The 11471-nt window shown below is 59.4% G+C and carries 11 protein-coding genes; all 11 read right to left on the bottom strand.

Annotated elements, in window-relative coordinates:
* Window positions 1-91: 91 nt before the first annotated feature.
* A complete protein-coding gene (locus tag HY067_07585) occupies window positions 92-1003 on the bottom strand; it encodes a UDP-3-O-acyl-N-acetylglucosamine deacetylase (GenBank protein MBI3527815.1) in 912 nt (303 codons plus the stop codon).
* 150 nt (window positions 1004-1153) lie between these two features.
* Window positions 1154-2305 carry a cell division protein FtsZ gene (gene ftsZ / locus HY067_07590; protein ID MBI3527816.1) on the bottom strand — a complete coding sequence of 384 codons (1152 nt, stop codon included), beginning with the start codon at window positions 2303-2305 and terminating at the stop codon, window positions 1154-1156.
* A 63-nt stretch (window positions 2306-2368) separates the two neighbouring features.
* Complete coding sequence (gene ftsA, locus HY067_07595) at window positions 2369-3613, bottom strand: cell division protein FtsA (GenBank protein MBI3527817.1); 1245 nt, start codon at window positions 3611-3613, stop codon at window positions 2369-2371.
* Window positions 3614-3633: 20 nt separating this feature from the next.
* Window positions 3634-4353, bottom strand: a complete 720-nt coding sequence (locus tag HY067_07600) for a cell division protein FtsQ/DivIB (GenBank protein ID MBI3527818.1) — start codon at window positions 4351-4353, stop codon at window positions 3634-3636.
* A complete protein-coding gene (locus tag HY067_07605; GenBank protein ID MBI3527819.1) occupies window positions 4343-5260 on the bottom strand; it encodes a D-alanine--D-alanine ligase in 918 nt (305 codons plus the stop codon). Before HY067_07605 ends, HY067_07600 begins: the two co-directional genes overlap by 11 nt.
* 10 nt (window positions 5261-5270) lie before the next feature.
* Entirely contained in the window at window positions 5271-6194 is a 924-nt protein-coding gene (gene murB, locus HY067_07610) for a UDP-N-acetylmuramate dehydrogenase (GenBank protein MBI3527820.1), read from the bottom strand.
* A 10-nt stretch (window positions 6195-6204) separates the two neighbouring features.
* The gene (locus tag HY067_07615; GenBank protein MBI3527821.1) at window positions 6205-7602 is read right to left on the bottom strand and encodes a UDP-N-acetylmuramate--L-alanine ligase; all 1398 of its coding nucleotides are present in this window, start codon (window positions 7600-7602) and stop codon (window positions 6205-6207) included.
* On the bottom strand, window positions 7599-8639 hold the full coding sequence (murG, locus tag HY067_07620; GenBank protein MBI3527822.1) for an undecaprenyldiphospho-muramoylpentapeptide beta-N-acetylglucosaminyltransferase: 1041 nt from the start codon (window positions 8637-8639) through the stop codon (window positions 7599-7601). Before murG ends, HY067_07615 begins: the two co-directional genes overlap by 4 nt.
* A gap of 17 nt (window positions 8640-8656) precedes the next feature.
* On the bottom strand, window positions 8657-9913 hold the full coding sequence (gene ftsW, locus HY067_07625; GenBank protein MBI3527823.1) for a putative lipid II flippase FtsW: 1257 nt from the start codon (window positions 9911-9913) through the stop codon (window positions 8657-8659).
* Entirely contained in the window at window positions 9826-11208 is a 1383-nt protein-coding gene (locus HY067_07630) for a UDP-N-acetylmuramoyl-L-alanine--D-glutamate ligase (protein MBI3527824.1), read from the bottom strand. Before HY067_07630 ends, ftsW begins: the two co-directional genes overlap by 88 nt.
* Window positions 11186-11371 carry a hypothetical protein gene (locus HY067_07635; GenBank protein MBI3527825.1) on the bottom strand — a complete coding sequence of 62 codons (186 nt, stop codon included), beginning with the start codon at window positions 11369-11371 and terminating at the stop codon, window positions 11186-11188. Before HY067_07635 ends, HY067_07630 begins: the two co-directional genes overlap by 23 nt.
* Window positions 11372-11471: the final 100 nt, after the last annotated feature.

The following is an 11471-nucleotide window of genomic DNA, read 5'->3' on the forward strand; positions in this document are numbered from 1 at the left end:
CCGCTCCAGGGCCAATAAAGATAGAAATATCAATATGATCAGATTCGCGCAGCAAGAAGGATGACCGCAGCACTAGCTCGAACCGGATTTCTCAAACGGTCTGCATTTGCAACCTGAGGAAGGCGGGCGCCTCCTCTGGCTTGAGGAAAGTGACGAACTCCCAGGACGATGCGTCTTCTATCAATTGTCGCAATAACCCGTTGTTGAGGGCGTGGCCTGACTTGTAGGCTGAATAGGCGCCTATGACCGGATGTCCGAGCAGGTAGAGGTCGCCAATCGCATCCAGTGCCTTATGCTTCACGAATTCGTCCTCGTAACGCAATCCGTCCGCGTTGAGCACCCGGTACTCGTCCATCACGATCGCATTATCGAGGCTACCGCCAAGGGCCAATCCCTGCGAACGCATGTTCTCGACGTCCTGCATGAATCCGAAAGTTCTCGCCCGGCTCACTTCTTTTACATACGACGTGTGCTCGAAGTCGACAATCACCCGCTTGTTGGAATGCGCGAATACCGGATGCCTGAAATCGATGCTGAAGTCCACGCGAAACCCGTTGTAGGGCTCGAATTTGACCCACTTGTCTCCCTGCTTTACTTCGACCGGTTTCTTGATGCGGATGAACTTCTTGGCAGCGGGTTGCTCCTCGATACCCGCCGACTGCAACAGGAATACGAAAGGAGACGCCGAGCCGTCCATGATGGGAACCTCACCCGAGGTCAAGTCGACGTAGACATTGTCGATGCCAAGTCCGGCCAGCGCCGACATCAGATGTTCTACCGTCTGCACGCGCGCGCCATCCCGTTCGAGACACGACGACAGTCGCGTATCGCCCACAGCATAAGGATCGGCCTTGATGTCCACGACAGGATTCAAATCCACACGCCGGAAAATGATGCCGCTGTTCGGCGCCGCCGGACGCAATGTCAGATAGACCTTCTCTCCGGTATGCAGGCCTACTCCGGTGGCACGAACGATATTCTTCAGCGTGCGTTGTTTGATCATGTCATTCGCTCAGGTAGTGCAAGGAATTGAGCCCTCATTACTGCTTTCTAAATTAAATATAAATGATTGATTAGATTACCATAGAGGCATTGTATTGCGCCAGCACAAAAAGATTGCTGTGACGCAGCAAGCAGTATGGCTTCCCTCAATCTAGTCAGCCTGTTTGCGCAAGAACGCCGGGATGTCGAGCATATCCACCCCCGACTGCTTCATCGCCTCGACAGCGGCATCACGTGAGCGCCGGCGCATAACTGCCGGAGTTTCTAGATCCCCGTAGTTCACATCGATAGACGTGGCATCGGTCCCGGTTTTCACCATGGTCAACGGCTTTTGCTGATGACGGTTGACCGCCCCACCCAAACCCGTAGCCACCATGGTCACTCGCAAACGATCTTCCATTCCCTCATCGATCACAGTACCGACAATCACGGTCGCATCTTCAGCGGTGAAACCTTTGATGGTATTCATCACTTCATGCACTTCTTTCATCTTGAGGCTGGAACTGGCGGTGATGTTCACAAGGACACCGCGTGCTCCTGCAAGATTGACATCTTCCAGCAACGGACTGGCCACAGCCTGCTCGGCCGCGGAATGGGCCCGATCGAGTCCCGCAGCCACCGCCGAACCCATCATCGCCATACCCATCTCCGACATCACGGTGCGCACGTCGGCAAAGTCCACATTGACCAGGCCGGGGCACTTGATCACTTCGGCGATACCGGCAACGGCGCCGTGCAAGACGGTGTTTGCCGCCTTGAATGCGTCGAGCATGCTGACGTCCTCGCCTAGAACCTGCATCAGCTTGTCGTTCGGAATCACGATCAGCGAATCGACGTGGCGGCAAAGTTCCTCTAGTCCCTGCTGAGCAATCTTCTGGCGTTTGCCTTCGAAGGCAAAAGGTTTGGTCACCACTGCGACAGTCAAAATTCCAAGCTCGCGTGCGGCCTCTGCAACGATCGGTGCAGCGCCGGTACCGGTACCGCCTCCCATGCCTGCCGTAAGAAACAACATGTCGGCACCTTCTATCAACTCGATGATGCGCTCACGGTCTTCCATCGCCGCTTCCCGACCGATATCCGGGTTCGCGCCCGCCCCCAGACCTTTGGTCACATTCGGTCCGAGTTGCAACAGCGTTTTGGACTTGTTGCGCTTCAGCGCTTGCGAGTCGGTGTTGGCGCAAATGAACTCCACGCCATCCACGCCTTCGTTGATCATATGATCGACCGCATTGCCGCCGCAGCCGCCGACACCGACTACCTTGATCACTGCTTCTTGAGGTTGTGTATCCACGATCTCGAACATCAGTCGCCTCCTGTGTAAATAGTTATGAACCGTTAAAAACCAAACTCCCTTGAATACCGCTTCCTAAAAATTGGTCTCGAACCATTTCCTCATGCGGCCGACGATCTGCTTGAAAGATCCGCTCTGCATCTTTTCGATCTGTTGCCGCTGATGCTGGCTGAATCCCGCCATCAACAGCCCTACGCCTGTTGAATATCGCGGGTTGCGGATGACTTCCGACAATCCACCTGCGTAACTCGGAAGCCCCAGTCGCACGGGCATGTGGAACACTTCCTCTCCCAATTCGACCATTCCCTGCATCGCGGCGCTGCCGCCGGTAATTACGATGCCCGAAGACAACAGCTCCTCGAAGCCGCTGCGGCGAAGCTCGGCCTGGACCAGGGAGTACAGTTCTTCCACGCGAGGCTCGATGACTTCGCCCAGGGTCTGACGCGACATCTTCTTGGAACCGCGCTCTCCCACTCCCGGCACTTCGACCATTTCCTGAGGGTCCGCAAGTTCACGCAGCGCGCACCCGTAGCGACGCTTGATCTCCTCGGCCTCTTTTGTCGGCGTGCGCAGCGCCATTGCAATGTCGTTCGTAATCTGATCTCCCGCGATCGGGATCACGGCGGTATGCCTTATTGCGCCTTGTGTAAAAACCGCAATGTCCGACGTCCCACCACCGATGTCGACCAGGCACACGCCAAGGTCCTTTTCGTCTTCCGAGAGGACCGCCATGGCTGATGCCAGAGGCTGTAATATGAGATCGTTGACTTCCAGGCCGCAGCGTCGCACGCACTTCATGATGTTTTGCGCCGCCGAAACGGCGCCGGTGACAATGTGCACCTTCACTTCAAGACGCACCCCGCTCATGCCGAGCGGCTCGCGCACATCTTCCTGGCCATCGATCACGAATTCCTGGTTCAGTACGTGCAGGATCTGCTGGTCGGTCGGAATCGAGATCGCTTTGGCGGTTTCCACTACGCGATCCACGTCGCTCTGCGCCACTTCGCGATCCTTTATCGCAACCATGCCATGGGAGTTGAAACTGCGGATGTGGCTGCCGGCGATGCCGGTCCACACGTCACGAATCTTGCAATCGGCCATCAACTCCGCTTCCTCCAGCGCACGCTGGATCGCATTGACGGTCGATTCGATATTGACTACCACGCCCTTCTTCAATCCGCGCGATGGCGAACTGCCCATTCCGATGACCTCGAAGCCGCCTTCCGGCTTCATCTCGGCGACGATGGCCGCAATCTTCGACGTGCCGATGTCGAGTCCGACAATCAGATTCTTGCTTTCTTTTCTTCCGCTTAACGCCATGTCTGTTTCATCGATCGCATTCAGGTCTTTTTTCCGTCCCACTTCAATCCCGGGCTGCGCACGGCGAACCCGTTCGTGTAGCGGAGGTCGATGTAAGTCGACGGCCTGGGCAAGCGCGCGACAGTACGTTCATATGCAGCGACGAACCCGGCAAGTCTGGACTCGAGATTGTCGCGCCCGAGTTCAAGCACCGTGCCGTCGTCGAGTTTCAACACCCAGGCCCGTCGAGCCGACATCGTTATCTGCACAATGCGCCTGCCGATGGGCTCAAGCACGCGCTCGAACTCTTGAAAATGCGAGACGACTTCCGGCGCAGCGCCCTCCGGGCCCTGCAGCACCGGCAACGTGGTGTTGGTCGCGGCTTCGAACACCTCGCCTTGCGCGCTGACCAGCGCGGTAGAACCCCACCGCGCAAGAGGCCTGTGCTCCTCGACCGCGACTTCCAGACGGTCCGGCCATTGCCGTCGCACATTGACTTTACGGACCCACGGCAGCTTTTCGAAAGCTGCGCGCGCCTGCGCGAGGTCCATGGTGAAGAAATTTCCGCGGAGTTCTCTGGTCACGACGGCTTCGACTTGTTCGTGCGTCACATGCACCACGTCGCCTGTGAGCTGGATGTCGCGCAGCGGAAAAACCGGCAGGTGAACCACGTAGTGCGCGGTGCCATACAGCAAGAGCACCCCGGCAATCGCATACAGCAGATTCGCGGTCATCCTCATCGCCGCCGCGTCATCCCACATGAGCACCCTCCAGAATTCGCACGACCAAATCGGGAAAGGCAAGCCCAGCCTGCCGTGCGGCCATCGGCACCAGGCTGTGGCCGGTCATTCCCGGTGACGTGTTCATCTCCAGAAACGAGAAAGTGTGGTCGGCTCGCATGATCAGGTCGGCTCGGCCCCAACCTTCGCACCCCAGGACCTGAAACGCGCGCAGTGCGACCGCGCGGATGCTGCGCTCCGCTTCGCTATCAATTCCGGCGGGGCAGTGGTATTTCGTCTCGTCGGTGAAATACTTGTTCTGGTAGTCGTAGTTCCCCTGCGGCGCCACGATGCGGATCAGCGGCAACGCGACATCGCCCAGAATCGACGCCGTGAGCTCCTGTCCGTCGATGAATTCTTCCGCGAGCACCAGTCGGTCGTAGCGCGCGGCCAGCTCGTAGGCCGCGGGCAACTTATTTGCCGTGCGAACCTTGGTTAGCCCGATCGTCGAACCTTCGTGTGCGGGCTTTACGATCAGGGGCAGCCCCAGCGTTCGCACGATCGCATTCCAGTCCGACGCCGCATCCACCAGCACATCTTTCGGAACCGGGATGCCGGCCGCCTGCCACATCAGCTTGGTGCGCCATTTGTCCATCGCTAGAGCGCTCGCCATGACTCCGCTTCCGGTGTAGGGGATCCCGAGCAGTTCGAGCGCGCCTTGCACGGTACCGTCTTCTCCGTAACGACCGTGCAGCGCGATGAACACGCGGTAGAAGTTCTCACGCTTGAGATCCGATATGTCACGCTCTTTCGGGTCAAAGGCATGCGCATCCACGCCGCGCTCGTGCAACGCGCCGAGCACTGCGTTGCCTGACAGCAGCGATATCTCTCTCTCGGCGGAGCGGCCACCCATGAGTACCGCCACTTTCCCGAACCGGTTACCGCTCATACTTTCGCCTTCATGCTTCACCCACGATCCGCACTTCGCGCTCCAGCATCACATCCGCTTCGCGCTTTACCGTTTCCTGCACGAGCACAATCAGCTCTTCGATGTCATGCGCCTTCGCCCCACCTTTGTTGACGATGAAATTGGCGTGCACGGTCGAAACCTCCGCGCCGCCTATGCGCTTGCCTTTCAGACCGCTTGCCTCAATCAGGCGCGCCGCGTAGTCGCCAGGCGGATTGCGGAATACCGAGCCCGCGTTGGACTCGGCAAGCGGCTGCGTGGCGATTCGCCTCGACAACAAATCCTTTATTTTCTGGCGTGCCTTTCCGCCGTTGCCTCGTGCAAAACGGAACCAGACGGCAACGAAGAATTCGTCGTGGGCCTGTACCGGAAGGACACTGCGATAGCCGACCGTGTACTCGTGAGGCTCGCGAATCTGCAGCCGGCCGGCGCGGTCTATGGTGCGCACTCGCGCAACCGCATTCCAGGTTTCGGATCCATAGCAGCCGGCATTCATTGCCAGTGCACCCCCCACGGTGCCGGGAATGCCGGCGAGAAACTCCGCGCCCTCGAGGTTATGAACTGACGCAAAGCGTGCGATTTTCGGACTGGCGACGCCCGCCTCCGCATAAATCTCGGCGTAGCCGGGACTTTCTTCCAGAAAGAAGCGCGCAAGGACGCGATGCGTAAACACGACTGTTCCGCGAAGACCTCCATCCCGGACCAGCAAATTGCTACCAAGCCCGACGAAGAGAACCGGTTCGTGTTCTGGGAGACGGCTGAGAAATACCCCAAGATCATCAAGATCTGCGGGCGCGTAAGTGCGATCGGCGACCCCGCCGGCTCGCCAGCTCACATGCCTGCGCATCGGCTCGTTGCGCCTGAATTCGCCACGCAATCCGCTGGTCTCGATCTGTCCGCGTTCTGCCATATCCATGCTTCTTGGCTCAGTTCCCTTTTGCTATTTTTCCGGGCACCGTCCCGATGGACCCGGCGCCCATGGTGATGACCACGTCGCCGCTCGTCGCCTTTGCGAGAATCGCAGCCGGCAAATCTCCAATTTGCTCCACGAACACCGGCTCGATCTTGCCGGCCACACGCACTGCGCGCGCAAGCGCGCGGCCATCTGCGGCCACGATCGGAGCTTCGCCGGCCGGATAGACTTCCGTAAGCAGCAGTGCGTCGACGGAGGAGAGAACCTTTACGAAGTCCTCGAAACAATCCCGGGTTCGCGTGTACCGATGCGGTTGAAAAACCAGGACCAGCCGACGGTTCGGGAAAGCCCCGCGCGCTGCGGCGATCGTCGCGGCCATCTCCGCCGGGTGATGCCCGTAGTCGTCGATCAGGGTAAAATTTCCGTGCGCCAACGTCACGTCTCCGTAGCGCTGAAATCGTCGTCCGACACCGCGGAATTCCGCCAGCGCTTTGACGATGGCCTCGTCGGGAGCGCCGATTTCCATCCCCACGGCAATCGCGGCAAGCGCGTTCTGCACGTTGTGCAAACCGGGAAGGTTCAGCGTGATGTTCAAATCAGCGGCGGCCCTCGAGTGCCCGTTTCTGCGCACTACCCGAAAACGCATCCGTGCGGCGTCGGCTTCGACGTCCATCGCGCGAATCTGCGCGCCTTCAGCCAAACCATAAGTCGTTACCTGCTTGGTGATGATCGGTAACAGGCTTCTCACGTTGGCGTCGTCCATACACAGAACCGCCATTCCGTAAAAAGGCAGGCGTTCAATGAATTCGAGAAAGGCTTGGCGCAAGCGGCCAAAGTCGTGCCCGTAGGTCTCCATATGGTCGGCGTCGATATTGGTGACGACCGCGAGCACCGGCTGAAGGTATAGAAACGATGCGTCGGATTCATCGGCCTCCACGACGATGAATTCCCCGGTACCGAGTTTTGCATGGGAGCCGGCGGCCTCAAGCCGACCACCGATGACGAACGTCGGATCCATCCCCGCCTCGGCGAGCACGCTGGCGACCAAGCTGGTCGTCGTGGTCTTGCCGTGGGTTCCTGCAATCGCAATGCCCTGCTTCAGTCGCATCAATTCCGCGAGCATCATCGCTCTCGGCACGACTGGAATGCGCTTGGCGCGGGCGGCGGCGACTTCCGGATTGTCCGGCCTGACCGCGGTAGACGTGACCACGGCATTGGCCCCGCTGACATTCGTTTCGTCGTGACCGATGTGCACTTTGGCTCCCTGACTCTTCAGTCGCAAGGTGGCAGCACTTTCCGAGATATCGGAGCCGCTGACCTCGAAACCCAGATTGAGCATGACTTCCGCGATTCCGCTCATCCCGGCGCCGCCGATACCGATGAAGTGGACATGTTTGACCTTGTGCTTCATGCCGCGAGCGCCATGCAACGCTCAGCAACGATTCGCGCGGCGTCCGGTTTGCCCAATGCGCGCGCGCGGTTGGCCATGTCCAGCAGCTTGTCCCTGGTGAAGCCAAGCAGCAGATCGGCGAGTTTGCGAGGGGTAAGTTCTGCCTGTGGGAGCAATACCGCTGCCGATTGATCGGCGAGATAGCGGGCATTGAAGGTCTGGTGATCATCGACCGCCGCCGGGAAGGGGACGAGCACGCTGGCGATGCCCGCCGCGGCAAGTTCGGAGACTGTCAACGCACCTGCCCGGCAGATCACCACATCCGCCATTGCGTAGGCGCTCGCCATATCGCGGATGAACGCCAGCGTCGTCGCGCTCACGCCCGCCTCCCGATATCCGCTCTCGAGCATGGCGAGGTGCTTCTCGCCTGCTTGATGCGTGACCTCGGGGCGTTGCGATTCAGGAATCAGTGCCAGGGCGCGCGGCACCGTCTCGTTAAGCGCCTGTGCACCGAGACTGCCGCCGACAACCAATACCTTCAGATTTCCGGCCCGATTGCGAAAGCGCTGCTCGGGAGCCGGCAATTGCGCGATATCACGACGCACCGGATTGCCGGTCCATTCGGAATTCTTCAACGCGTTGGGAAACGCAACCAGGATGCGGTCCGCGACGCGCGCCAGCACTTTGTTGGCCAGTCCCGCGATCGAGTTCTGCTCGTGCAGCACCAGCGGACGCGCCAGCAGGGTGGCCATTATTCCGCCGGGAAACGAAATATAGCCACCCATGCCAAGTACCACGTCAGGCCGCACGCGAAAAATGGCGCGGGCGCTTTGCCAGAACGCTATCAGCAGATTCAGCGGCAACAACACTACGCGCAGAAGACCCTTGCCGCGCAGGCTGGAGAAACGGACCCACTCGATTTCGAAACCGTAATGCGGCACCAAGATGCTTTCCATGCCCGCCTTCGAACCCAGCCATACGATTTTCCAGCCCTTGTCGCGCAACTGATCCGCAACCGCAAGCGCCGGAAAGATGTGACCGCCAGTTCCACCGGCCATAACCAGTATGGTCCGGCTCACAACGAATACCCCTTCATCATCTGCCTGTTCTCGTAATCCACGCGAAGCAGGATTGCGAGTGCGCAGCAGTTGGCGACGATTCCACTACCGCCGAAAGAAAGCAGCGGCAAAGTCAACCCCTTGGTCGGGAGTACCCCCATGTTCACGCCCATGTTGATGAATGCCTGGGCGCCGAGCCACAACGCGATTCCCTGGGCCACCAGTGCAGAGAAGCAGCGCTCCATGCGCGCAGCCTGGTTACCGATGGCGAATGCCCGCCAGATTAGCCACCCGAACAGGGCGATCACGGACAGCACACCGAAAAATCCGAGTTCTTCGGCAACAACGGCGAGCAAAAAATCGGTGTGCGCCTCGGGCAGATAGAAGAGTTTCTCGACGCTCGCACCCAAACCGACACCGAACCACTCACCGCGTCCGAAGGCGATCAGCGCATGCGACAGTTGGTAGCCCTTGCCGAACGGATCCGACCAGGGATCCATGAATCCGATGACGCGCTGCAGGCGATAGGGCGACGTCCAAATCAGCATAACGAATCCGAAGAGCAGCAGGACGATGAGCGTCGCAAACAGCTTCCAGTTCATTCCACCGAGGAACAGAATGGCCATGGCAACGGTGGTAATCACTGCAAAGGCGCCAAAATCCGGCTCTCGCAGCAGTAGTCCGCCGGTCAGCAGCATCACGATCAGCATCGGCAGGAAGCCTTTGCGAAAGCTGTGCATCAATGCCGCCTTGCGAACGGTGTAGTCCGCGGCATAGAGCACCGCGAACAATTTCATCAGTTCGGAGGGCTGCAGATTGAACAGGCCAAGCGACAGCCAGCGCCGACTGCCGTTGACTTCCCGTCCGACGCCGGGGATCAGCACAAGCATCAAGAGCAATACGCCCAGGCAAAATAGATAGGGTGCGGCCTGCTCCCAGAACCGCAGCGGTAACTGGAAGCAGATGAAACCGGACACCAGGCCGACGAACAGGAACACGCCATGCCGGATGAGGTAGTAGGTAGGTTGATTGCCGGTGATGCGTCCGCCTTCGGCTATGGCGATCGAAGAGGAGTAGACCATTATCAATCCGAGCGCCAGCAGAAGTCCCGCGATGCTGACGACCGCGTAGTCGAACTCCGCGATTGGTGCTGGCCTGGCCACTGCTCCGATGCCGAGAATGCCGTTCACTGATCGGCCTCCAGCGCCCGCACTTCTTCGATGAATACTTCGGCGCGATGTTCGTAGTTGCGGAACATGTCGAAGCTGGCGCATGCGGGCGACAACATGACGGCGTCGCCGGCTTGTGCCAGCGAGAGGCCGGCTCGTACCGCGTCGCGCATGGTGGCGGCGTGTAAGATCGCGACGCCCGAGGCCTCAATGGCCGAGGCGATCTTGTCGCCGTCGCGCCCGATGAGGACCACGCCTTTCGCTTTCTTTGCCACCGCGTCGCGCAAGGGCGAGAAATCCTGGCCCTTGCCTTCTCCGCCGGCGATCAGAACAATCCTCGAAGTCATGCCCATGAGCGCGGCCACGGTAGCGCCGACATTGGTGCCTTTGGAATCGTCGTAGAAGGCTACGCCCTTGACCTCAGCGATTTTCTGCACGCGATGCGGCAAACCTTCGAATTCAAAGAGCGCGTCGAGCAGTGGTTCGTAGGGCAGCCGGAGCGCGCGGCACAAAGCCAGCGCCGCCAGCGCATTCGCCGCGTTATGCAGGCCCGCCACTTTCAGTTCGGAAACCTTCATCAGGTTTGCGCGCCCCTCCGCAAGCCAGAGTTCGCCTGAGATATCGCGTAATCCCCAGTTGCCCTCGTTCCAGGACTCATCCAATCCAAAGGTCAATACCTTCCGTCCGGGGCCTATCATGCCGCGTGCCCAACCGTCTTCCCTGTTCACCACCTGGATGCCATCGCCGTGAAAAATGCGCGCCTTCGCGTCCGCGTAGTCGCGCATGCCCGAATAGCGATCGAGATGGTCTTCGCTCACGTTCAGAACGGCGGCCGTATCAGGATTCAGACTGCGGGTCGATTCCAGCTGGAAACTGGACAACTCGAGCACGAAGACGTCCGGACGGCGTCTTCGCCCGGCTTCGATCTCCGACAGGGCTTCCAGTATCGGCAAGCCGATGTTTCCTGCCACGAGTGTCCTTATCTTTGCGGCACGAACCATCGCACCGACCATTTCCGTAACTGTGCTCTTGCCATTCGATCCGGTGATCGCAATGACCCTGTTGCCGGGAAACTCTTCCCGGATCCTGGCGAACAATTCGATATCACCGACGACATCGATCCCTCGTTCCACTGCGGCGCGGACCAGCGGCTCGACCAGCGGCACGCCGGGACTGATGGCGATGAGGTCGACACCCGCGAAACTTTCTGCGCGAAATGCGCCGGTATGCAACTCGACTGCCGGAAGTTCGTTTTGCAATTGCGCAGCAAACGGCGGCGCGTCCCGACTGTCCGCAATGCGCACGGACGCGCCACGGGCCGCAAGCCAGCGCGCCATCGACAGTCCGCTTGCGCCAAGACCGAGCACGAGTGTGTGCCTATTCGTCAACTCGATTGGCACGCGTCTCCTTCATGGCGGCCTCGATTCGCGAAAGCCGCACCGAACCGACATCCTCGTTCTCCTCATAACGCATGTCCCCCAGAGCGAGTTGTTTGGGATCGGCTTGGGATGCGCGTACGCGCAGTGACTGCATGAACAATTCGAAGTGCAAACGGCTAGTCATGGTTTACCTCGTTATGACGACCTGATTTCCTCGCCGACATGGCGCTCCGCGACGCGAAGCGGATCTGTGCAAAAATCAAGTCGTCGTTCGTCTTCATTCG

The organism is Betaproteobacteria bacterium (assembly GCA_016194905.1).
GTDB lineage: Bacteria > Pseudomonadota > Gammaproteobacteria > Burkholderiales > JACQAP01 > JACQAP01.

Excerpts from the sequence above, each read along its gene's own strand:
- HY067_07605 (MBI3527819.1), bottom strand. The coding sequence starts at position 5,260 with ATGAGCGGTAACCGGTTCGGGAAAGTGGCGGTACTCATGGGTGGCCGC.
- HY067_07615 (MBI3527821.1), bottom strand. The coding sequence starts at position 7,602 with ATGAAGCACAAGGTCAAACATGTCCACTTCATCGGTATCGGCGGCGCC.
- ftsA (MBI3527817.1), bottom strand. The coding sequence starts at position 3,613 with ATGGCGTTAAGCGGAAGAAAAGAAAGCAAGAATCTGATTGTCGGACTC.
- HY067_07600 (MBI3527818.1), bottom strand. The coding sequence starts at position 4,353 with ATGTGGGATGACGCGGCGGCGATGAGGATGACCGCGAATCTGCTGTAT.
- murG (MBI3527822.1), bottom strand. The coding sequence starts at position 8,639 with ATGGCCGGTGGAACTGGCGGTCACATCTTTCCGGCGCTTGCGGTTGCG.
- HY067_07585 (MBI3527815.1), bottom strand. The coding sequence starts at position 1,003 with ATGATCAAACAACGCACGCTGAAGAATATCGTTCGTGCCACCGGAGTA.
- ftsW (MBI3527823.1), bottom strand. The coding sequence starts at position 9,913 with ATGCGCCAGCTTCGACATGTTCCGCAACTACGAACATCGCGCCGAAGT.
- HY067_07635 (MBI3527825.1), bottom strand. The coding sequence starts at position 11,371 with ATGACTAGCCGTTTGCACTTCGAATTGTTCATGCAGTCACTGCGCGTA.
- murB (MBI3527820.1), bottom strand. The coding sequence starts at position 6,194 with ATGGATATGGCAGAACGCGGACAGATCGAGACCAGCGGATTGCGTGGC.
- ftsZ (MBI3527816.1), bottom strand. The coding sequence starts at position 2,305 with ATGTTCGAGATCGTGGATACACAACCTCAAGAAGCAGTGATCAAGGTA.